Source organism: Shewanella violacea DSS12, from assembly GCF_000091325.1.
Classification (GTDB): domain Bacteria; phylum Pseudomonadota; class Gammaproteobacteria; order Enterobacterales; family Shewanellaceae; genus Shewanella; species Shewanella violacea.
In genome coordinates, this window is sequence record NC_014012.1 from 3,740,907 (window position 1) to 3,763,545 (window position 22,639).

At 44.8% G+C, this 22,639-nt stretch carries 18 protein-coding genes; 4 read left to right on the forward strand and 14 right to left on the reverse strand.

What is annotated here, in order from left to right; genetic code table 11:
* Positions 1-8 precede the first annotated feature (8 nt).
* Complete coding sequence (gene rlmE, locus SVI_RS15550; protein WP_013052563.1) at positions 9-638, reverse strand: 23S rRNA (uridine(2552)-2'-O)-methyltransferase RlmE; 630 nt, start codon at positions 636-638, stop codon at positions 9-11.
* 91 nt (positions 639-729) lie between these two features.
* Here rlmE and yhbY point away from each other — a divergent pair, with 91 nt between their 5' ends.
* Positions 730-1,029: a ribosome assembly RNA-binding protein YhbY gene (gene yhbY / locus SVI_RS15555; protein WP_013052564.1), complete on the forward strand. Its 300-nt coding sequence runs from the start codon at positions 730-732 to the stop codon at positions 1,027-1,029.
* An 80-nt stretch (positions 1,030-1,109) separates the two neighbouring features.
* Here yhbY and secF read toward each other — a convergent pair whose 3' ends face one another.
* From secF to greA, 4 genes are all read right to left on the reverse strand, one after another.
* Positions 1,110-2,057 carry a protein translocase subunit SecF gene (gene secF / locus SVI_RS15560; protein ID WP_013052565.1) on the reverse strand — a complete coding sequence of 316 codons (948 nt, stop codon included), beginning with the start codon at positions 2,055-2,057 and terminating at the stop codon, positions 1,110-1,112.
* Positions 2,057-3,871, reverse strand: coding sequence for a protein translocase subunit SecD (gene secD / locus SVI_RS15565; RefSeq protein ID WP_013052566.1), 1,815 nt, complete (start codon positions 3,869-3,871; stop codon positions 2,057-2,059). Before secD ends, secF begins: the two co-directional genes overlap by 1 nt.
* 179 nt (positions 3,872-4,050) lie before the next feature.
* The gene (locus SVI_RS21565; protein ID WP_157608712.1) at positions 4,051-4,554 is read right to left on the reverse strand and encodes a hypothetical protein; all 504 of its coding nucleotides are present in this window, start codon (positions 4,552-4,554) and stop codon (positions 4,051-4,053) included.
* A 189-nt stretch (positions 4,555-4,743) separates the two neighbouring features.
* Positions 4,744-5,220 (reverse strand): transcription elongation factor GreA, encoded by a 477-nt coding sequence (gene greA, locus SVI_RS15575; protein WP_013052568.1) that lies wholly within the window; start codon positions 5,218-5,220, stop codon positions 4,744-4,746.
* A gap of 424 nt (positions 5,221-5,644) precedes the next feature.
* Here greA and SVI_RS15580 point away from each other — a divergent pair, with 424 nt between their 5' ends.
* Positions 5,645-6,298: a TorF family putative porin gene (locus tag SVI_RS15580; RefSeq protein ID WP_231847736.1), complete on the forward strand. Its 654-nt coding sequence runs from the start codon at positions 5,645-5,647 to the stop codon at positions 6,296-6,298.
* Between the two features lie 91 nt (positions 6,299-6,389).
* Here the strand turns inward: SVI_RS15580 and SVI_RS15585 are convergent, their stop codons facing one another.
* The 8 genes from SVI_RS15585 to dnaK form a co-directional block, all read right to left on the reverse strand.
* Positions 6,390-8,708: a methyl-accepting chemotaxis protein gene (locus tag SVI_RS15585; protein ID WP_013052570.1), complete on the reverse strand. Its 2,319-nt coding sequence runs from the start codon at positions 8,706-8,708 to the stop codon at positions 6,390-6,392.
* Positions 8,709-8,843: 135 nt separating this feature from the next.
* Positions 8,844-12,062 carry a carbamoyl-phosphate synthase large subunit gene (gene carB / locus SVI_RS15590; protein ID WP_013052571.1) on the reverse strand — a complete coding sequence of 1,073 codons (3,219 nt, stop codon included), beginning with the start codon at positions 12,060-12,062 and terminating at the stop codon, positions 8,844-8,846.
* Between the two features lie 19 nt (positions 12,063-12,081).
* Entirely contained in the window at positions 12,082-13,239 is a 1,158-nt protein-coding gene (carA, locus tag SVI_RS15595; RefSeq protein ID WP_157608713.1) for a glutamine-hydrolyzing carbamoyl-phosphate synthase small subunit, read from the reverse strand.
* Between the two features lie 352 nt (positions 13,240-13,591).
* Positions 13,592-14,404: a 4-hydroxy-tetrahydrodipicolinate reductase gene (gene dapB, locus SVI_RS15600; RefSeq protein WP_013052573.1), complete on the reverse strand. Its 813-nt coding sequence runs from the start codon at positions 14,402-14,404 to the stop codon at positions 13,592-13,594.
* A 135-nt stretch (positions 14,405-14,539) separates the two neighbouring features.
* Positions 14,540-15,157, reverse strand: a complete 618-nt coding sequence (locus SVI_RS15605; protein WP_013052574.1) for an FKBP-type peptidyl-prolyl cis-trans isomerase — start codon at positions 15,155-15,157, stop codon at positions 14,540-14,542.
* Positions 15,158-15,238: 81 nt separating this feature from the next.
* On the reverse strand, positions 15,239-16,039 hold the full coding sequence (locus SVI_RS15610) for a M48 family metallopeptidase (protein WP_041420420.1): 801 nt from the start codon (positions 16,037-16,039) through the stop codon (positions 15,239-15,241).
* A gap of 618 nt (positions 16,040-16,657) precedes the next feature.
* On the reverse strand, positions 16,658-17,788 hold the full coding sequence (gene dnaJ, locus SVI_RS15620; protein ID WP_013052577.1) for a molecular chaperone DnaJ: 1,131 nt from the start codon (positions 17,786-17,788) through the stop codon (positions 16,658-16,660).
* Between the two features lie 125 nt (positions 17,789-17,913).
* Positions 17,914-19,836, reverse strand: a complete 1,923-nt coding sequence (gene dnaK, locus SVI_RS15625) for a molecular chaperone DnaK (RefSeq protein WP_013052578.1) — start codon at positions 19,834-19,836, stop codon at positions 17,914-17,916.
* A gap of 391 nt (positions 19,837-20,227) precedes the next feature.
* On the opposite strand from dnaK, the gene SVI_RS15630 reads away from it, so the two are divergent.
* Positions 20,228-21,145 carry a DMT family transporter gene (locus SVI_RS15630; RefSeq protein WP_013052579.1) on the forward strand — a complete coding sequence of 306 codons (918 nt, stop codon included), beginning with the start codon at positions 20,228-20,230 and terminating at the stop codon, positions 21,143-21,145.
* Positions 21,146-21,238: 93 nt separating this feature from the next.
* On the opposite strand, the gene SVI_RS15635 is transcribed toward SVI_RS15630, so the two are convergent.
* Complete coding sequence (locus tag SVI_RS15635; protein WP_013052580.1) at positions 21,239-21,907, reverse strand: hypothetical protein; 669 nt, start codon at positions 21,905-21,907, stop codon at positions 21,239-21,241.
* 372 nt (positions 21,908-22,279) lie between these two features.
* Between SVI_RS15635 and SVI_RS15640 the strand changes: the two genes are divergently transcribed.
* Positions 22,280-22,522, forward strand: coding sequence for a hypothetical protein (locus tag SVI_RS15640; protein WP_013052581.1), 243 nt, complete (start codon positions 22,280-22,282; stop codon positions 22,520-22,522).
* Positions 22,523-22,639: the final 117 nt, after the last annotated feature.

The following is a 22,639-nucleotide window of genomic DNA, read 5'->3' on the forward strand; positions in this document are numbered from 1 at the left end:
TTAGGGTACTACAACTTGTACCCTGTCGCCACAAGATAGACTTCTCGCGAACGTGCTCGCGAAGAGTCTGGCTTACGTGTTTTAACCGTTTTAAATGCGGCTCTCACCGACTTCATGTACTCTTCAAAGCCCTCCCCCTGAAAGACTTTGACTGCGAAACAGCCATTAGGTGCCATCACTTGATGACACATATCTAAGGCTAATTCCACTAGATACATGGCCCGGGGCTGATCGACACCACCTGTGCCACTCATATTTGGCGCCATGTCAGACAAGACCACATCCACTTTCCCATCTCCGACTCGGGTAAGCAAGGCATCGAGTACCTTCTCTTCCCTAAAATCACCCTGGAGAAAGTCTACACCAACTATGGGATCCATAGCTAAAATATCGCAAGCGATAACCTTACCTCTGTCACCAGCTAGTTTAACGGCAACTTGAGACCAACCACCAGGGGCCGCCCCTAAATCCACCACAGTCATACCAGGACGTATCAATTTATCTTTCTCCTGGATCTCCTCTAATTTAAACGCAGCGCGCGAACGCAATCCCCGTTTTTGAGCTAATTTGACATAGTGGTCATCAAAATGTTCCTGCAACCAACGGGAGGAACTCGCTGTTCTTTTTTTACCTGACATTCAACATCCGCAACAAATGAGAGTTACATAAAGAGTATATAAGGGTAGAATAGCCGTTTTTCAACAGTAACTCAGCATAAAGTTGGTATAAATGAACTTAACAACCAAACAAAAACAGCACTTAAAGGGCTTAGCGCATAATTTGAAGCCTGTAGTGATGCTTGGTTCCAATGGTCTGACTGAAGGTGTACTGGCGGAAATTGATAATGCACTGACTCACCATGAACTGATCAAAGTGAAAGTTGCTTCGGGTGACAGAGAGTTAAAAAATGCAATTGTTGACGCCATCGTTCGTGAAACTCAAGCCGTGAATGTACAGCTTATAGGTCACGTACTTGTACTTTTCCGTCAGTCTGAAGAGATGAAAATCGCCATTCCTAAGGCAAAGTAAACACCCTCTATCGAAAAACGGAGCCAAATTAATCTTTGGCTCCGTTTTTTTATGCCTGGTAAAAGATAACGCTGACTATCCTATGGCGCGTCGGAAACTGGCACCAGACGATAATGCTCTGAGTTCAGCTTAAACACCTCGGGCAAACAAGTCCCCACGGATATCGACGACCAAGTGCCTGTCAGAATACCGATAAACATGGCGATGGAAAAACTTTCCAGCGGCCCCCCTCCCATCACCCACAGCGCGATGACCGTCATTAAGGTGGTACCACTGGTCACCAAAGTCCGGGAAAATGTCGCCTTCACAGCCCTGTCATTGATCTCGGCTATCGGCAAGCCAGACTCGGTTCGCAATCCCTCTCTGATCCTGTCGGCTATGATGATCGAATCATTGAGTGAATAGCCTAATATGGCCAGAACCGCCGCAAGCACGGTCAGATTAAACTCCGTCTGAGTCAAGGAAAAGAATGCCAGCACGAAAATCACATCATGGAACAGGGCCAGCAAGGAACCACAGGCGAGACGCCACTCGAATCGATAGCTCAAATAAGCCATGATGCACAACATGGCAACCAACAAGGCCAAGCCACCTTGCTCGGCCAGTTCCTGGCCAATCTGTGGCCCGACTATGCTGCTGTTTAGCACCTCTACGTCACTATTGAGGGGCTGCAATACCTGCTCTATATCCATTGCATGCTGACTGACATCTTCTTGAGTCGATGGCAGGCTATATCTTAGTACCCAGCGCCCAGGCTCTCCCGCAGAAATCACACTCACCTCCTGATCCGACGCTAAGCTCAACAAGTCAGAGATATCTTTACTGGCCACCTTGCTATCAAGCTTAACCTCGGTAACGACTCCACCGGTGAAATCTAGGCCCCAATTGAACCCCTTAACCGCAATCACAGACAGAGACAATATCATCAGGCTAAGTGATATCAGACTAGTTAAATAACGTAATTTAGTTAACGTTTTCATTTCGGAAAACTTACTGTTTACCTGCTTAAAATTAAATAAACTCATCATTACACCCTCACATCACGGTTAAAATTACGTCCATATGCCCAATTGATAAGGACGCGAGAGGCAAAAATTCCGGTAAACATACTCGTCAATAATCCCAAGCCCAGTGTCAGGGCAAAGCCTTGGATCGGACCATTACCGATAGAATAGAGCACAACAGCAGTGATCATGGTGGTGAGGTTGGCATCTAAGATGGTGCCAAAGGCGCTATCGAAGCCCCTGTCTATGGCACGAGCGAAATCTCTCCCCAGTTTCAGATTATCTTTGATCCGCTCGAAGATGAGTACATTAGTATCAACGGCCATACCAACCGTCAGCACTAAGCCTGCGATGCCTGGTAAGGTCAATACCGCCCCAGGGATCAGAGCCAGTAACCCAAACAGAATCACCATATTAGCGATAAGAGCCACATTGGCTACCCAGCCCAAACGCCGGTACCAGAAACCCATAAAGACTAAGGTCATCGCCATACCTAAGGCTAACGCGGCAAAACCATTGACGATATTCTCGGCGCCAAGACTCGGGCCTATAGTACGCTCTTCGACTATAGTCACCGGCGCAGTCATAGAGCCTGCACGTAATAACAAGGCCAATTGCTGCGCCTCTTGGTAATCTCCGGCTCCGGTAATACTGAAACGATTGCCTAACTGACTCTGTATGGTGGCAATACTGATCACTCGTGTCTGTTGACTCACCTCACCTTGAGCATTCCGGCTGTACTCACTGTAAGATGTGGCCATGGGATAACCTATATTGTCTCTGGAAAAAGCCGACATCAATTTACCGCCAGCACTGTCTAAGGTGATATTCACTTCAGCGCCTCCCATCTCACCAATCCCCGCCCTGGCATCTATAATATGCTCACCTCCCAACACAGGTTTGCGCGATACATAAACTGGGGTCTGGGAGTCATCCCGCAAGATTTTTGCGTTAACAGAACCCGGCGGTTTAACTTCATAGAAAGCCAAGCTGGCTGTTGCCCCTATGACGCTCTTTGCTGCGGCGGGATCTTGAACACCAGGCAGTTCAATACGTATTCTATGCTCTCCCTGGCGCTGTACTATAGCCTCGGTTATCCCAAGTTGAGATATACGACCACGCATGGTCTGTAAATTTTGTTTAACGGTTAGATCTCGCAGCAGGTCTTTCTCAGATTGCTTTAAACTGACCGTCAAGATGCCATCTCCCTCCTGCTTCACTTGCCAGCGAGGATGTTGGCTACGGATAAATTGTCTGTATTGGTAACTGGTTTCTGAGTTAGCCAGCATTAAGGTGATACTGTCATCGTCCTTATAACGCACCTGAGTTCCCATCAACTTTTGCTCACGGGAAAACTGCTTGATTGAATCGACTAAGCTTTCACCATGAAGTCGATAAACGGGATCCAGATCCACATCCAAGAGAAACTGCACACCTCCCCTGAGATCTAAGCCCAACTTTATGGGGGCAACTCCCAGACTGAGTAACCAGGATGGCGCCGCCGGAGCGAGTGACAGAGTGAGATGTTCTGGTTTAGCGACTAGCTTAGCCAACACTTGCTTTGTTTGCGTTTGTTGAGCCTGCTTAGCGAGTACGATCAATGTCTGACCATCGGCCTGATCTATACGCTTGATATCTATCCCAGCCAGTTGGAGTTGCTTATGCAGCTCTATTAAGGAAACTGATAAACCCGCCTTATCACTGACCTCAATAGCCGCATCTTCACCGAACAGAGACGGCAGTGCACTCAATAGCATGATGATAATCGTGACGATTATCATCCCATATTTCCATGGAGAGTTGTGATTGAGTAATGTTTTTCTTGTTTGTCTTTTCATAGCGTAATTTGCCCTGAAGGCACCTTGCTTTCTAACGAGTTTTTCCGTTCTCTATCAAAATTCACCATTAATAAATGGCTCAACCAAGGACGCGTATCCCAAAGGATGTCCAAATAGGAAGATGTTTCTTGAGAAAGAGAGATTTAGCCGGCCAGCCTTCGATGCCAGCCGATAACAAGTTAGCTAACGGATTTTTGCTGAGAAAAGCGGTAGAGCAGATTCGATTCCTTCCAGCCCGAAAGCCTGGAAGGCTTGTCATTAGCATGGAGGGACCAATTCAGGGCCCGGACAAAGTCTATCCGATACCCTATGGAAAAAGAGGGACTTGGAGGTGAAACAAATTCATAGGCCAACAGATAGCTAGGCCGTATCTGTTGTAGATCGTGTTGAGCAAAACTTAACAGACGCATCGAGATAAGAGGAACAAACTCTTGCTCACTCGGAACATGGTGTTCGAGTCCTGTGTGAGTGCTTGGTGTATCTTGATGACCAAAGAGAGTGTTCATCGATACACAAGAGGTCAAATTAAATGCTTCCTGAGACCCTGAGTCCTGACACAAGCTGTGGACGGACTGAATAGCGCTATCCTTTTTCATATATTCAGAGGCTGACGCACTCGTGCCGCAGAGAAATATTCCTCCTAGCAAGATCAGCATTAGCCCTATACGAAAAAGTCCTGACACATTAATCCCCATGATATTTATTTTTTTGATTCTAACCAAAAAAGCCGAAAAAACAAAATAACAATTAGATATCCTATCAAATCACGAAAAACAGGCAACAAAAAAGCCGCTATTAACGGCTTTTTTACATCTCGCAATATTAAATAGAGATCCCATTATGAACAATGTATGGGATGCAAAAATATCTGCTTAGATATATTTTACGGCAATGATCTCATACTCGGTAATACCACCCGGGGTCTGAATATTTACCTCATCATCGAGATTTTTACCAACCAAACCACGTGCAATCGGTGAAGTTACAGAGATCAAATTATCTTTGATATTCGCTTCATCTTCACCCACGATACGGTAAGTCGATTCTTCTTCGGTCTCGACATTCAGTATAGTCACTGTTGTACCGAAAATAATACGACCATTATTCTCCATCTTAGTCACATCGATGATCTGCACATTCGAAAGTTTACCTTCGATATCACGAATGCGAGCCTCGCAAATGCCCTGCTCTTCGCGCGCGGCATGATACTCAGCATTCTCTTTAAGGTCGCCAAGTTCTCTGGCTGTGCCTATTGCTTGAGTAATACTGGGGCGCTGCTCAAATTTAAGATGTGTTAACTCTTTTCGCAGTTGTTCGGCGCCAACAACTGTCATAGGAACCTTATTCATAATCCTCTTTCGTCTCCTTTAAAACAAAAGCAGTCTCTATCGGCACATGCTGGGCCAATAAAGTAAAGTATCTCGGGGATATGCTCATTCTATACGTTCATCACCTCAGATGCTATCCCGCTTTTTCACATAAATATCTTCCTCATAAAAAGTATCCATCTTGCAAAGATCGGCCTAATAGTAATGAATGACTTAAGTTTTTAAAATGAAAGGGTTAGCTTAGCAAAAAGATTATCACCATTTTGGTGCAGTTATAATACTCGTTAGTTAGCAATAAGTTAAAACTGCACTACACTTCAATTGATCTATCCAGCTTGTACTTAGGTCCCAAGGACAATCACTAACTCTATCCCCCATTTCAATCGATTAACCTTGGTTAAGCTTATAAACAAAAATAAGCAGTAATGACAAATAGGGAATGAATATGAAACATCACATTGGATATGCTGTCGTATTATGCTCCACTCTTACCTTAGCCCCACCCACATTCGCCACTGAAGGCTTATCGGCCAACATAAGTGTCACTAACAATTATATCTGGCGCGGTGTGACTCAAACCCATGATAAGCCTGCAGTGTCAGGCGGAATAGATTACGCCATGGATACGGGTATCTACCTAGGCACCTGGGCATCTAACATAGATTTCGGTGATGACGCCACCACTGAGCTAGACCTCTATCTAGGCTTTGCTAATGAGTTTGGTGAGTTCAACTATGATTTTGGTTATGTCTATTACGGCTACCCAGATGGCGATGACCTCAATTTTGGTGAAGTTTATGGCTCAATTGGCTGGAATGTGCTCTCAATAGGCATCTCTACCACGGCACATTCAGATTGGTCATCTGATTTTGGTGACGATATTTACTTCGAAATTAATGCAGCGTTTGAAATTCTTGGCGATGCCGAACTTGGATTACACTTAGGTAGTTATGACTTCGATGATGGACTAGATTATCAGGACTATAACGTCAGCATCAGCAAGAGCGGTTTTAGCTTTTTAGTCAGTCAAGTAAGCGAAGATGAGATAGATGACGATTATAAGATAGTGGTTTCTTATACCTATGAAATTGACCTTTGATCTCAAAAACATCTTTAAACTTCAAAGAGGCCGGAACAGGCCTCTTTGATGATTGAATACTGCTCAGACTCAGCATTTTATTAGTAGCCTATTAAAGCTTAAATTCACTCATTTTCTCTTCCAGATTAGTCACTAAATTACTCAAATTTTCGACATCCTCTTTACTAAGCTCCGCCTTAGAGGAGATCCTCAGTGAGGTATCGGCAATCTCAGTGATATTTTGATTAATATCGCCAACCACAGCACTCTGTTGCTCGGAAGCCGTTGCTATCTGCATATTCATATCACTGAGCTGAGACACAAGCACCACAACCTCGGCCAGTATTTTCCGATTTTCTTCACAGGTTCCGATACTTGCATTAGCCATTTCATTAGACGAAGTCACCATTTTTACGGTTATAACAGTCTCATGTTGCAATGAATTAATCTTTTCCCGAATGTCTTCGGTTGATTGTTGAGTCCGTGATGCTAATGTCCTCACTTCATCGGCTACCACAGCAAAACCTCTACCTTGTTCACCAGCTCTGGCAGCTTCGATAGCGGCATTTAGTGCCAATAAATTAGTCTGCTCAGCGATGGCCTGAATGACGTCCAGCACAGAACCAATTGATTCACTCTCCTGAGCCAATTTTTCGATGGACTGTGAAGCGGAAGCCATCTGTGCATTTAACTCCTCCATGTCATGCTCTAAACGCTCAGCCCCTTGAGTACTTTCCAGACACTTATCATTAGTTTCACGCACAGAATCCGCGGCACTAGAGGCATTACGTGCCACCTCCTGGATTGTCGCTAACAACTGGTTAGTCGCCACAGCGACACTGTCAGCATTATTAGATTGCTGCATGGTCTGTTCGGTTGTTTCATTGATGTCCTCCATCATCTTGCCCGTCGTTTTCAATAGAGTCGCCGCCAGCTCCTCGACACTATTGAGAATACTCTGTAACTCTTGTAATAGCTGATTAAATGAGCTTGCCAGAGAGAACAGCTCATCTTCACCTTGATAATCAATTCTGGTTGTTAGGTCTTTATTCTGAGTAACTCGATTGACTTGAGCAATAAACCCATTGATTGGATTGGATATTCCCCTGCCGACCATAAAACCTGCAACAAGAGTAATAGGAATTAAAATCAACATAATAATGCTGATTGTTAGCCATATGGCATCAAGCATATTTTCCTTATCCTGCATCGCCTCGGCAACATCAATCTCGCTCAAAATGGCCCATTTAACTCCAGCTATCTCCAGTGGTGCGAATGCCGATAACACCTCTAGATTACGATAATCCATGACTGTCTTAATACCAGTCTGCCCAGATAGTGCAGATCTAGCCCCCTCGCTATCAACCCTTTGATAACCTATGGCCGAGCCACTCGCCTCTATCTTGTTGACTATCTGAGCGTCCATACCCGCATCTCTGAGGGCCTTAATGTAACCAGATTTGTCATCATATAAGAAGCGGCTCTGGCTACGAAGTAAGTGATCATCCCCCACTAAATAGGTTTCACCTGAGCTACCCAGACCAACCTTGCGCCACTCTTTATCATAGGTCATCAGATTATTGATCTCATCTATGGGCATCTGAAAAATCAATATGCCTAGCTTCTTCCCATCAGCGGAAAATACCGGCGATGAGATAAATGCTGCGGCCGCTTCATAAGAGGGGAAATAGGGCTTAAAGTCGATAAGAAAGGTATCATTCTTATTACTGGTACTATTGGCCGCCCTAAAAGCTTTGGCTAGGCCGGTATTTTTATAAGGCCCATCCAATAGCGAGGTGGCATAATCCAGCTCCTTAAACACAGAATAAACCACATAACCCGAATCCGGTTCGACCAGAAAAATATCATAAAAACCGAAGGCTTCTAGATACTGATTAAATTGAGGATGATATTTCTTATGAGTATTGCTGTAATCTGTGCCGTCTTTAGCAAACTCTAAGGCATTCTTACTGCCTAATGGATTAGAGTTACCACTGATATAGGCATGTTGAATCGCTCGGGTATTACTGTTTAGCGTAGCAAGCTTACTGCTGGCACTGCCCATGGCCGATGGATTTTGATTACGATACTCTTTATCGAATTGATTGGTGTAATACTGCTTCAAGGCAGAGTCGTCTCTCATGCTGGTCTGTTGACCATAATCAAAAAACTCTTGGGGTAGATGATGCATTACGTCTATCACCATCTCATTATTAGACAGGGTGATCATCTCTTTCTCAATCGTTGAGAAATATCTTTCTATTTGGGATTTTTGAATTTCTCGAATGGCAACAAGCTGTTCGAATGCCCTTTTCTCAAGGGCATATGACGCGATAGAGGAAGACTTCCAACCAACCAGCGATCCCGCTGTTAATATACCAATCCCTGATAATAACACCGAAGCCAACACTATTTTGCTGGAAATTTTCATGAGCAGATCACCACCTAAACAATATTAGTCTTTAAAGTTTAGTAGAAATGTAAAAACTCGCTGAAAAGGATATTTTTATAATTTTAAACAATAAAAAAGGCCGCAAATGCGGCCTTTTCTCTCAAGTATCGAATCTTACTTGATACGTTTATGCAGCTCTTGTATCGAAGTCACAGTGCTTCTATCATCGGCAGCATGCGCCATACATGTCGCAAATGCGGCATTCAAGGTCGTTGTATAATCGACCTTGTATCGCAATGCACCGCGTCGCAGTTGACGAGAATCTTCAATCGCCTGACGACCTTCGGTGGTGTTAACGATATAGGTGTATTCACCATTCTTGATACGGTCAAGAATATGAGGACGCCCTTCATGTACCTTGTTAACCAGACGAGGATTGATTCCAGCCTCACCCAAGACAACTGCGGTACCATGAGTTGCATCAATTTCATAACCCAGTGCAATCAGGTTAGAAGCTAATTCCGCTACCCTTTGCTTATCGCTATCACGAACCGATAGCAAAGCACGACCTGACTTAGGCACGGCCGCTGTAGCGCCAAGTTGTGCCTTAGCATATGCTTCAGCGAAAGTATCACCTATACCCATCACCTCACCAGTAGAACGCATCTCAGGGCCGAGCAGAGGATCGACGCCTGGGAACTTGTTAAACGGTAAAACAACTTCTTTCACCGAGAAGTATGGAGGAATCACTTCCTTGGTAAAATTTTGCGACTTTAGGCTTTGACCCGCCATCACACGAGCGGCTATCTTAGCTAAAGGTACGCCAGTTGCCTTAGAGACAAATGGTACAGTACGTGCGGCGCGTGGGTTAACTTCGATCATATAGATCTCATCATCCTTCACGGCAAACTGCACATTCATCAAGCCAATAACTCCAAGTTCTATGGCCAGTTTACCCACCTGCTCACGCATGCGGTTCTGAACATCTTCACTTAGACTATAGGGAGGTAATGAACAACCTGAATCACCCGAGTGTACGCCAGCCTGCTCAATATGCTCCATGATAGAGCCGATAACCACAGTCTCACCATCACAGATAGCATCGATATCGATCTCGATAGCATTATCTAAGAAACGGTCAAGCAATACAGGAGAGGAGTTTGACACGCTCACGGCTTCGTTGAAGTAGCGACGTAAATCTTGCTCATCGTAGACTATCTCCATCGCACGACCACCAAGTACATAAGATGGACGAACCACTAGGGGATAACCGATACGCTCAGCCGAGATAATGGCACTTTCGACAGTCGTGACCGTCTCGTTTTCAGGCTGTTTCATCTCCAGACGCTGAATCGCCTTCTGGAAACGCTCTCTGTCTTCGGCGCGGTCAATAGCATCCGGGCTAGTACCGATTATAGGTACGCCGGCAGCTTCGAGTTCACGAGCTAACTTAAGCGGTGTTTGACCACCATACTGCACGATAACGCCCTTAGGCTTCTCGATACGAACAATCTCGAGCACATCTTCCAGAGTGACAGATTCAAAATAAAGTCTGTCTGACGTGTCGTAATCCGTTGATACTGTCTCAGGGTTACAGTTGACCATGATGGTCTCATAACCGTCTTCACGCAACGCCATAGCCGCATGAACACAACAATAATCGAACTCGATTCCCTGGCCAATTCTGTTTGGTCCGCCACCTAAGATCATGATCTTGTCACGATTAGATGGATTCGCCTCACACTCTTCCTCATAGGTAGAGTACATATAAGCGGTATCGGTCGAGAACTCGGCGGCGCAAGTATCGACGCGCTTATACACAGGATGAATCTCAAGCTTATGACGTAACTTGCGAACTTCTGCCTCATTGACACCAAGCAGATCTGACAAACGTAAATCAGAGAAGCCTTTACGCTTAAGCTGGCGTAAGAAGACTTCATTCAGACCTGACATGCCAGAGTCTTTAACCTGAGTTTCAAAATTAAGCAGATCTTGTATCTGTACTAGGAACCAAGGGTCGACATTAGTCATCTCGAAGATATCATCGATAGAAAGACCGGCGCGGAAGGCATCGGCAATATACCAAATTCTGTCTGCGCCAGGCTCAGTGAGCTCGTGGCGAATTCTTTTCATCGCATCGGCACTTTCGATATCGATAATTGGATCTAGGCCATTCTTACCGACTTCGAGTCCACGCAATGCTTTTTGCAGTGATTCCTGGAACGTACGGCCAATGGACATCACTTCACCAACCGACTTCATCTGAGTGGTTAGACGGTCATTTGCACCGGCAAACTTCTCGAAGTTGAAACGTGGCATTTTGGTAACCACATAATCGATAGCTGGCTCGAATGAAGCAGGGGTACTACCGCCTGTGATGTCATTATTAAGCTCATCGAGCGTGTAACCAACTGCCAGCTTAGCGGCGATTTTAGCAATCGGGAAGCCCGTCGCCTTAGACGCTAATGCTGAAGAGCGTGATACTCTTGGGTTCATCTCGATGATAACCATGCGGCCATCTTTCGGATTGATGCCGAACTGTACGTTAGAACCGCCTGTCTCCACACCGATTTCACGCAGAACCGCAATCGAAGCATTACGCATCAACTGATATTCTTTATCCGTCAGTGTCTGAGCTGGAGCCACAGTGATCGAGTCGCCTGTGTGCACGCCCATGGCATCGAAGTTCTCGATAGAGCAGACTATGATGCAGTTATCATTCTTGTCACGCACCACTTCCATCTCGTACTCTTTCCAACCGATAAGCGACTCATCGATTAGCAGCTCGCTGGTTGGCGACAGGTCCAATCCTTGAGTACAGATCTCTTCGAATTCTTCGATGTTATAAGCAATACCGCCGCCGCTGCCACCCATGGTGAAAGACGGGCGAATAATACACGGAAAGCCCAATGTTTCCTGCACCGCGAATGCCTCTGCCATCGTATGGGCAAAACCCGCACGTGGACACTCAAGGCCGATGGCTTTCATCGCCTTATCGAAACGACCACGGTCTTCGGCTTTATCGATAGCATCGGCTGTTGCGCCAATCATCTCGACATTAAACTCTTTCAGCACACCCTTGCTTTCCAGCTCCAGTGCACAGTTAAGCGCCGTCTGGCCACCCATGGTAGGCAGAATCGCATCAGGACGCTCTTTAGCGATAATGTTACGAACAACTTCCCAATGAATTGGCTCGATATAGGTCGCATCGGCCATCTCTGGATCTGTCATTATCGTGGCAGGGTTAGAGTTAACAAGAATAACTCGATAACCTTCTTCACGAAGCGCTTTACACGCCTGGGCACCGGAGTAATCAAACTCACATGCCTGACCGATAACGATCGGACCCGCACCCAGGATAAGAATACTTTTTATATCTGTACGTTTTGGCATTACTTAAACCTTCTCCTGACTACTTGGTGTTTTGACGATATAGCTCGATAAGTTCAATGAAATGATTGAACAAAGGCGCTGCATCATGAGGACCTGGACTCGCTTCAGGGTGTCCCTGGAAGCTAAACGCAGGCTTGTCTGTCAAATGTATACCTTGCAATGAGCCATCAAACAGTGACTTATGAGTCACCTTGATGTTGGCTGGCAGGCTAGTTTCATCAGCAGCAAAACCGTGGTTTTGGCTGGTGATCATCACATTACCTTTCTCAAGGTCGCTCACCGGGTGGTTAGCACCATGGTGACCAAACTTCATCTTAAGGGTTTTAGCACCGGAGGCGAGAGCCAACAGCTGATGACCGAGACAGATACCAAAAACAGGGATCTCTGTCTTGAGGATCTCCTGAATAGCCTTGATAGCATAATCACATGGTTCAGGGTCACCAGGGCCATTCGATAGGAATATCCCATCAGGCTTCATCGCCAACACTTCAGATGCTGGTGTCTGAGCTGGAACCACTGTGACATCACAACCGCGATCCACAAGCATACGTAGAATGTTGCGCTTCACACCGTAGTCGTAAGCGACTACCTTGTATTTAAGCTCAGATTCTGGCTTATCTTCGGGTAACCCACCGACTAAACGCCAGCTACCGCTACGCCACTGATAGGCTTTATCTGTAGTGACTTCTTTGGCTAAATCCATGCCTTTTAAACCAGGAAACGCTTTCGCTTCGGCTAATGCCTTAGCAATATCATCCTCTCCGACTAAAATACAGCCCGCTTGCGCACCTTTTTCTCGTAAAATACGAGTCAATTTTCGAGTATCTATATCTGCTATACCAACAATATTGTTAGCTTTCAGATATTCACCCAAGCATTGTTGATTGCGAAAGTTACTGGCGAGCAGAGGAAGATCTCTGATGATCAGACCACAAGCATGGACTGCATCAGATTCCGTATCTTCATCATTGGTACCTGTGTTACCAATATGAGGATAAGTTAGAGTTACTATCTGGCGAGAATAAGAGGGATCTGTCAGGATCTCCTGGTATCCTGTCATTGAAGTGTTAAAAACCACTTCACCAACAGCATGTCCATCGGCACCAATTGCTGTGCCAGAGAATACAGTTCCATCTTCGAGTACGAGTAAGGCAGACTTTGTCAACGCGACCTCCATAAAGAGCCAAGCCACTAAAATATAATGTTTTGTTTGTTTTTAAAAAACCAAAATTCGTTAAAATACGAAATTTTGGCAAATTCGGACAACTATATACGTGTTTTCTTGGCTTGTCTATAAATTATAAAATTAAATTATCAATAAGTTTTGATAAAACATAACTCCCCTTCTTTTCGCTATCCATGCGATCGGGGATAAATACTCTGACCTCCACGGATGGAGGAAATGCCAAGAAATGTACGGAACATTTCTGGCTATGTATAAACCCCCTTTTACACCATCCATAGTGTTCGGGGATAAATACTTCCATGTATAAAAAAACCGCCTAATTGGCGGTTTTAAAAAATAGCTATTATTTGAGACCTAATACTTGCTGCATATCGTAGAGACCGGAATCCTTATTGACCAGCCAAACCGATGCTCTCATAGCACCGTTAGCGAAAGTCATACGACTCGTTGCCTTATGGGTGATCTCCAATCGCTCACCGATATCGGCAAACATGGCGGTATGCTCACCGACAATATCCCCTGCACGTATGGTAGAGAAGCCTATGGTTTCACGATCACGCTCTCCGGTTATGCCTTCACGGCCGTAAACGGCACATTTATTAAGATCACGACCCAAAGTTTCGGCAATCACTTCGCCCATCTTAAGTGCCGTACCAGAAGGCGCATCTTTCTTGTATCTGTGATGTCCTTCGATGATCTCTATATCTGTATAATCACCCATGACTTTGGCCGTTAACTCCAAAAGCTTCCACATCAGGTTAACCCCAACGGCCATATTAGGGGCCATTACAATAGGAGTCGTTTCAGCATAGGATACAATTAACTCTTTTTGGGCATCGCTAAAACCTGTGGTGCCGATAACGATAGCTTTACCGTTTCTGGCACACCATTGGGCATGGTTAACACTGGCTTGCGGAGAAGTGAAATCAATCAAGACATCGAAATCATCAACGACCTTATCCAGAGAATCTGTGATAGCTACCTTCATTGAGCCAACGCCAGCAAGCTCACCGGCATCGACACCGATCAAGGTTGAACTTGCTCTCTCGATAGCTGCACCTAGATAGATAGCAGATTGAGTACGCGCAGCTTCAATAAGAGTACGTCCCATACGACCACTGCCGCCAGTAATAGCCACTCTTACTTGTTCAGTCATCTTCTACTTCCTTAATGCTATCTAGCTAAATTATATAACGAGCAGCTCACCTCTTTATAGTCACAAAAGAGGAACTGATAATTCTGATTCTAAAAAAATGCCTAAGCGTTAGCTTAGGCATTTAATGATATTGAATTAAAGAATGTCGAGTAATTCGACTTCAAATACCAAGGTACAATAAGGCGGGATAGCAGCACCGGCACCACTCTCACCGTATGCTAGTTGATGAGGAACATAGAGCCTCCACTTAGACCCAACAGGCATAAGTTGTAGCGCCTCTGTCCAACCAGCAATTACACCTGACACAGGAAATTCTGCAGGTTGGTCACGGACCACTGAGCTATCGAATATATCGCCATTGATGAAAGTGCCGTGATAATGAGTACGAACCGTTGCATTTAAGCTTGGCTTGTCACCCTTACCTTCATTTAAGATTTCGTATTGAAGGCCTGAATCAAGCGTCACGATTCCATCACGCTTAGCGTTCTCGCCTAGAAAAGCTTCGCCTTCAGCAGATGCAGCTTCTGCAGCGGCTTCCTGGACTTTCTGAATGCGCTGACTGATCTCAGTAAATGCAGTTTGAAGATCTGCCATAGCAACTTGGCTCTCTTTACCTTCAAAAGCATCAGATAGACCTAGCTGAACAGCTGAGATATCGATACCTTCAAATGAATTAGCAGCCAGTTGCTCACCAAGTTGACGACCTACGCCGTAACTTGCTTGCGCTTCAATACTAGTGAACTTGTCAGACATAGTGATTTACTCTCAGTGATTCAATTAATTTCGCGCGCTAGTTTAACATAATTTAAAAATGTGTTCTTTATAACCTCAAATTTATTTCGAAATCCGACAGCTATTTCGAACTTTATCTTTGCTAGCCAGATAAAGAGGCATGACTTGCGCCTGCATTTGGCTTAGATCATCGATTCTATGACTGTGTGATGGATGGGTGGACAGTAACTCAGGACCTTGATCCCCTCCCACTTTGGCCATGTTCAGCCAAAGCTGCATACTTTGACGCGGATCAAATCCCGCTCTCGCCATCAACTCCACCCCCATAATATCCGCCTCGCTCTCCTGCTCACGACCATAGGGTAATATAAAGCCGACCTGAGTGCCTAAACCAAGCGCCGCCATATACAAGTCTTTATTACTGACCCCACCGGCACCGAGCGCCGCATCAGCCAATTGCATGCCAATCCCAGTCATCTGCGCTCGAGATACCTGCTCATTACTGTGGTTTGCCAGCACATGTGCCACTTCGTGTCCAATGACCGTTGCCAGCTGATCTTCATTTTCGGCTATTTTGAGCAAACCAGTATAGACACCGATATGACCTCCAGGTAAAGCGAAGGCATTGACTTGATCTGACTCGAATACCACCACATCCCACTTGAGTCCCTTATTCGGTAAGACAGCTGTCACACGATTAGCCACACAGTCTACATAAGTCACCAGCTTGTTATTTTTACTCACCTTCTCCTGCTTTTTTATCTGCTCGAATGAAGAGTCCCCCATCAGGCTTATTTCCTGAGATGAAAACAATAAGGTCTGTCCACGCCCGGTTGGTGATTGATGAGTGGCACAGCCTGATAAGAGCAAGGCTGATAAAAGTAATACTGGTATAGATTTCATCTGTAGATGGTCCTTTGTCTTAATCATACCGATTGGTATAAGTTCCTAGCTAAAGAAGTTCTAGTGGCTAGGACCTAGAGCTTATCAAATTCCACAGCATTATCATCACAAAGCAGTTACTTTATTATTACCCTCAGGTTCATTTTAAGCAGGAAGGTAGAAGCTAGAAGGTAGAAGGTTGGGAATGCCGAATAATGCTGGCAGCATTTCAGGTGCCATGCGTTCGGGGATAACGCTTGTTAAAGAAGCGCCATGTACAAATTCTTTCTTGTACCTAGACCTACATGGATGTAAGGAATGCCAAGAAATTCTGGGAGCATTTCAGGTGCCATGCGATCGGTGATAACTCTTGTTAAAAGAGGTCCATATGCAAATTTCCTCAATCGCTGTCCCTGCGATCGGGGATAACTCTTGTTAAAAGAGGTCCATATGCAAATCCCCTCAATCGCTGTCCCTGCGATCGGGGATAAGCACATCCATGTGCAAATACCAAAATTATCCATCCATGCCTTTCTATTAATAAAGGGTGGCATAAGTGTTCCTGACACAAAAAAGCCCCGCTTGCTATCGGCAATGCGGGGCTTTATCAACTAATTAAATTTCTACTAAGAAATTGAGTTAGGTATTTAAATCTTGGAAGAACTTCTTCACACCGTCGAAGAAACCTTCGGCTTTCGGGCTATGCTTCTTAGAAGCATCCGAGAGTGTCTCATCGAATTCACGTAACAAGTCTTTCTGATGTTCGTTAAGTTTGACTGGAGTTTCCATGACAACTTTACACAACAAGTCACCCACAGCATGGCTGCGGACAGACTTAACGCCCTTACCACGCATGCGGAACATACGACCAGTTTGCGTCTCTGCAGGTATCTTAAGGTTCACCTTGCCATCGAGTGTCGGCACTTCAATCCCACCACCTAGTGCGGCTTTACCGAATGAAATCGGTACTTCACAATAGAGGTTATTACCATCACGAACGAAGATTGCGTGTTCACGAACACTCACCTGCACGTAAAGGTCTCCAGGAGGTGCACCGAACTCACCAGCTTCACCTTCACCAGACAAACGAATTCGATCGCCGTTGTCGACACCGGCCGGGATCTTAACCGACAAGGTCTTGCTCTTCTCTACACGACCTTCACCATGACACTTGTTACAAGGATCTTTAATGATCTTGCCGCGTCCATAACAGGTAGGACAAGCTTGCTGCACCGCAAAGAAACCTTGACGCATCTGCACTTGGCCTTGACCATGACAGGTACCACAAGTTGTTGGCGAGGTGCCCTTCTTAGCGCCGCTGCCTTCACAACCATCACAGGTTGTCAGCTTTGGAATGCGTAACTCTTTAGCCAGACCTTTGACCGCTTCTTCCAAAGACAGTTCAAGATTGTAACGCAGATCACTACCACGAGCGGCCTGACGTTGACCACCGCGACGACCACCACCGAAGATGTCACCAAACACATCACCGAAAACATCACCGAAATCGGCATTGCCACCGAAACCACCACCGCCGCGATTAGGATCGACGCCGGCATGACCAAATTGGTCATAGGCCGCCTTCTTATCGCTATCGGTAAGGATTTCGTAAGCTTCCTTTATCTCTTTGAAGTTGGCTTCGGCAGTTTTATCGTCTGGATTACGATCCGGATGAAACTTCATAGCTAAACGCTTATAAGCCTTTTTAATTTCACGTTCGCTGGCATCACGGCCGACGCTTAATACTTCGTAGTAATCTCGCTTTGACATATTCTCACGCTTTCTTTGCTGATGTGGTAGCTGTTCTAGTCGCTAATCTTGTAGCTCAAATCACAACTACGGGCGTTAGAGTTTCCTCTAACGCCCGTATTCAATAATTCAGGGGTTAGCCTATATTATTTCTTGTCATCTTTCACTTCTTCAAACTCGGCATCGACAACATCTTCATCAGGCTTAGCAGCTTGTGCCTCACCTTCTGGTGCTTGTTGTCCCTGCTCCGCTTGCGCCTTAGCTTGGGCAATTTCCATCAACTTAGACGATGCTTCCATCAGCTCTTGAGTTGATTTCTCGATAGCTTCTTTGTCTTTACCTTGAATCGCGGTATCAACAGCAGCCATGGCAGCTTCAATCTTCTCTTTCTCTTCAGTTGGCAATGCTTCACCAGCTTCTTCAATCTGTTTCTTAGTTGCGTGAACCATGCCATCAGCCTGGTTACGAGCCGTTACCAACTCTTCGAACTTAGCATCTTCGTCAGCATGAGCTTCGGCATCACGTACCATAGCTTCAACTTCTTCCTCACTAAGACCAGATGAGGCCTTAATGGTGATTTTCTGCTCTTTACCGGTCTTCTTATCGGTAGCCGATACATGCAAGATACCATCGGCATCGATATCGAATGCAACTTCAATCTGTGGAGTACCACGAGGGGCTGACTCGATACCTTCTAGGTTAAATTGACCTAGAGACTTGTTACCGCTCGATTGCTTACGCTCACCCTGAAGTACGTGAATAGTCACCGCACTCTGGTTATCATCGGCAGTAGAGAATGTTTGGGCTGCTTTAGTCGGGATAGTGGTGTTCTTCTCGATAAGCTTAGTCATCACGCTACCCATGGTCTCAATACCCAGAGACAGAGGTGTAACGTCGAGTAGCAATACATCTTTCACTTCACCAGAAAGTACACCGGCTTGAACTGCTGCACCAATGGCAACGGCTTCGTCCGGGTTAACGTCTTGACGAAGTTCTTTACCGAAGAACTCAGAAACCTCGGCGCGAACCTTAGGCATACGAGTCTGACCACCAACAAGAATAACCTCGTTGATATCTGAAACAGAAAGGTCTGCATCCGCTAAAGCAACTTTAAGAGGCTCTAGTGTGCGAGTGATTAGGTCTTCAACCAAAGACTCAAGCTTAGCACGAGTAATTTTAACTACTAAGTGCTTAGGACCAGTCGCATCTGCTGTGATGTAAGGCAGGTTAACTTCTGTCTGTGATGCACTTGAAAGCTCAATTTTCGCTTTCTCTGCCGCTTCTTTAAGACGCTGCATAGCCAATGGATCGTTACGCAGATCTAGACCTTGGTCCTTCTTGAACTCATCGGAAAGATACTTGATCAAACGGTTATCGAAATCTTCACCACCTAAGTGAGTGTCACCGTTAGTCGCAAGAACTTCAAATGTCTGCTCACCATCGACACTGTCGATTTCGATGATAGAAATATCGAAGGTACCACCACCTAAATCGTAAACAGCTACGATATTATCGCCTTGCTTCTTATCGATTCCGTAAGCCAGTGCAGCAGCAGTAGGCTCGTTGATGATACGCTTAACTTCAAGACCAGCTATACGGCCTGCATCTTTAGTCGCTTGACGCTGTGAATCGTTGAAGTATGCAGGAACGGTAATAACCGCTTCAGTGACTTCTTCACCTAAGAAATCTTCGGCAGTCTTCTTCATCTTCTTCAAAGTTTCGGCAGAAACCTGAGGAGGAGCCATCTTCTTACCGTGAGCTTCAACCCATGCATCACCATTATCTGCAGCAATGATATTGAATGGCATGATGTCAACATCACGCTGAACTTCGTCATCTTTAAAACGACGACCGATAAGACGCTTAATAGCGTAAAAAGTATTAGTCGGGTTTGTCACTGCCTGGCGCTTTGCAGGTTGACCTACCAAAATCTCATCGCCAGTGTAAGCGATGATAGAAGGGGTCGTACGATCGCCTTCGGCATTTTCCAATACGCGTGGTGTTCCGCCGTCTAATACAGCTACGCAAGAGTTTGTTGTGCCTAAATCGATACCAATAATTCTGCCCATGGGGTGCTCCTGAAATCTTTTATTTAGTAATGCTAAATTTGTTCTCTGATGGATATATGGGGTTAACTGAAACTTTTTCAAGCCTGAGATTAAGTTTGTAAGAAATAGTTCTTAAGAATTTTATCTCAGCGAATGACTTATCATATCAAGTTTCACCTTGGCGCTAACCGGCCCCACAATCTCGCCTTATCCCCTATATTGGGCCGTTTACATTGATTACAAGTGTCAATAGATAAAAATTTGCACACTTGAGCATTTTTTTGACCCGTAACGCAAATTCACAATAATAAATACAGTATAATGAATGCAATTAAAGAGTGCGTGCTCTGCGGCTTAAATATATAGCTGGGAAATCGTGTTGTCGTCTCTGCTGTAGTTAAGAGTAAAATCATTGAAACAATCAAATCAGGCCTATCTATATGGCATTGGTGCCATCTGCCTTTGGTCAACGGTCGCCACCGCTTTTAAGTTGGCACTCGCCCATTTCAGCCCGCTTCAGTTAGTCTTTGTTGCCACCATCACCTCTATCTTTGCCCTTAGCATGATTCTGCTTGCTCAAAGAAAGCTACACCTGATAAAAGCGCAATTTAAGGCCAAGCCTCTTTTTTACCTACAGACAGGTTTACTCAACCCCTTCCTTTATTACCTGGTGCTTTTCAAAGCCTATGATTTACTGCCAGCGCAACAGGCTTTGTCCCTTAACTACACCTGGGCCATCTTGCTGCCACTATTATCTGTACCACTTCTTTCTCAAAAGCTCAGAAAGAGTGATATAACCGCGGCCATCGTCGCCTACTTCGGGGTCTTCGTTATCGCTACCCAGGGAAATCTCACCAGTTTTTCCTTCGAGAGTGGCACAGGCGTTATATTAGCTCTCACTAGCACCATACTTTGGTCTCTGTACTGGATAGTTAACACTAAGGACAAGGGAGATCCAGTCGTGAGTTTACTACTCAGCTTCTTGGTGGGCTTCCCGTTCATTTTAGTCACCTTATTATGGACTCAGGAACTGCCCAGCTGGAACCCACAAGCGTTCGCAGCGGGTATTTATGTCGGTCTGTTTGAGATGGGAGTTACGTTTGTACTCTGGTTAGTGGCACTTAAAAAAGCGGAAAGAACGGCGAGTATCAGCACCTTGGTATTTATGTCCCCTGTGATGTCCATCGGCTTTATTGCCTTGATCTTGCACGAACAGATCGCCAAATCTACCTATATAGGTCTGGCCTTAATCTTAACGGCACTGGCATTACAACAACTGCTGCCCCTGCTGAATAGACTCAGAGGAAAGGCCGCCAGCGAGTCAGTCTAATACCCCTCTCAATTAACTTAGTTTCTTAATAGCATTAAGCCCACTAATAAGTGGGCTTAATGCTATTAAGCAAAACGAATCACGAACTTCTCATTAGAATTTGTGGTGAACATCTATTTGACCGACCCCGACATTCACATTCAATTGACCAAAACCTGTTTGGTCTTCATTGTTATAAGCCTGTGTTACAAAGTTTCTGCTAACCTCAATCTGACGTCCCAGCAAGTCAACCGAGACCTCACCAACACCAGATTCTAGTGACACTGAGCGATATAAAATTTCATGCCTAATTTCTGCATGGCCTACACCCAAGTCGATATCTATGCTGTTTTCCATGTTATTGACTTCAACTTGACCCACACCAAGATTGAGCTTAATAGCCGCATGACGTGGTAGATAAACAATCCATTGCTGTTTCACATCATCTTGATCATTTAATTTAAGCGCTATTCCATCACTTGCCTGAATCACATCTAATTTAATATCATCAATCTCTGCACTGCTCCATAGTGACAACCAATTACGCTCACTAGGAGTGACCAAGACTTCGACACGAATATTTTGCTCATCGGTAGCAATAAACTTAGCCGAACCTACATCCATATCAAGCATGACCTTCTGACCATCATAGGCATAACTATGACTCAGCGTTTTAGCACTATCAGCTAACACTGAGGTCACAGCCAAAGAAGAGAAAGCAGCAGCAATGACGATGACACTACTCAGTGTCGCAGTAAGAAGTTTTTTTATTAGCTTATTCATATTTGCCATCCTGATATTAAAATCCCTTTAGGTATACACAGACATAGCAAAACCTAAGCCATAAAGTTTTTTCCATTTAATTTCAGAGAATTACCTAAGATAACTAGGTTTAATTATTGAGAGGTAAGCTGACTTGCTAGTGAATAGTGCTAATGCTTAGCTAAATTCACTAAAAATTTAGGGACTGGTATAAGTGTTGGGTTTTATGCCTAATATAAGCACTTAGCTGGTATTAATCACCAGCCAAGGGGGAGTATAAGGATGTCGTGAGCACATGCTTGATTAACCACCTAGCATGCAAACACTTCTGTAATACCAACTAATATCCAACCTCTATACTTAAATCAGATATAACACTTATGGGAGAGCTTAATGCAAGTGCAGCTGCTAGTGACACATACAGACTTTTGTATTCATAATCTAGAACGTGAGTTGGATAATGTTGGGATTCAATATCAGATAGATTATATCGAAGACAACCCTAAGCAAGTGAATGCCTATCATATAAGACATTCACCCAATATATTTATCCAAGGTAAGTTAATCTTCAGGTACCAGCCAAGTCCCGCAGAGTTGAAAATACTTCTGGAGAAGGAAAGCTTATACCAGGGGTAAATACCTAAGCCTTATGTCTAATCATCTGGATCTCATAGCTTGTCTGGTTCGCCTAACTAGATTAGAGAACAACAAGGGTCAGAAATAAATATCTGACCCTTGTTGTTTTAACTGTTC

Bases quoted from the DNA above. Each gene is read 5' to 3' on its own strand.
- rlmE (WP_013052563.1), bottom strand. From the start codon at position 638: ATGTCAGGTAAAAAAAGAACAGCGAGTTCCTCCCGTTGGTTGCAGGAA.
- yhbY (WP_013052564.1), top strand. From the start codon at position 730: ATGAACTTAACAACCAAACAAAAACAGCACTTAAAGGGCTTAGCGCAT.
- secF (WP_013052565.1), bottom strand. From the start codon at position 2,057: ATGATGAGTTTATTTAATTTTAAGCAGGTAAACAGTAAGTTTTCCGAA.
- secD (WP_013052566.1), bottom strand. From the start codon at position 3,871: ATGAAAAGACAAACAAGAAAAACATTACTCAATCACAACTCTCCATGG.
- greA (WP_013052568.1), bottom strand. From the start codon at position 5,220: ATGAATAAGGTTCCTATGACAGTTGTTGGCGCCGAACAACTGCGAAAA.
- SVI_RS15580 (WP_231847736.1), top strand. From the start codon at position 5,645: ATGAAACATCACATTGGATATGCTGTCGTATTATGCTCCACTCTTACC.
- SVI_RS15585 (WP_013052570.1), bottom strand. From the start codon at position 8,708: ATGAAAATTTCCAGCAAAATAGTGTTGGCTTCGGTGTTATTATCAGGG.
- carB (WP_013052571.1), bottom strand. From the start codon at position 12,062: ATGCCAAAACGTACAGATATAAAAAGTATTCTTATCCTGGGTGCGGGT.
- carA (WP_157608713.1), bottom strand. From the start codon at position 13,239: ATGGAGGTCGCGTTGACAAAGTCTGCCTTACTCGTACTCGAAGATGGA.
- dapB (WP_013052573.1), bottom strand. From the start codon at position 14,404: ATGACTGAACAAGTAAGAGTGGCTATTACTGGCGGCAGTGGTCGTATG.
- SVI_RS15605 (WP_013052574.1), bottom strand. From the start codon at position 15,157: ATGTCTGACAAGTTCACTAGTATTGAAGCGCAAGCAAGTTACGGCGTA.
- SVI_RS15610 (WP_041420420.1), bottom strand. From the start codon at position 16,039: ATGAAATCTATACCAGTATTACTTTTATCAGCCTTGCTCTTATCAGGC.
- dnaJ (WP_013052577.1), bottom strand. From the start codon at position 17,788: ATGTCAAAGCGAGATTACTACGAAGTATTAAGCGTCGGCCGTGATGCC.
- dnaK (WP_013052578.1), bottom strand. From the start codon at position 19,836: ATGGGCAGAATTATTGGTATCGATTTAGGCACAACAAACTCTTGCGTA.
- SVI_RS15635 (WP_013052580.1), bottom strand. From the start codon at position 21,907: ATGAATAAGCTAATAAAAAAACTTCTTACTGCGACACTGAGTAGTGTC.
- SVI_RS15640 (WP_013052581.1), top strand. From the start codon at position 22,280: ATGCAAGTGCAGCTGCTAGTGACACATACAGACTTTTGTATTCATAAT.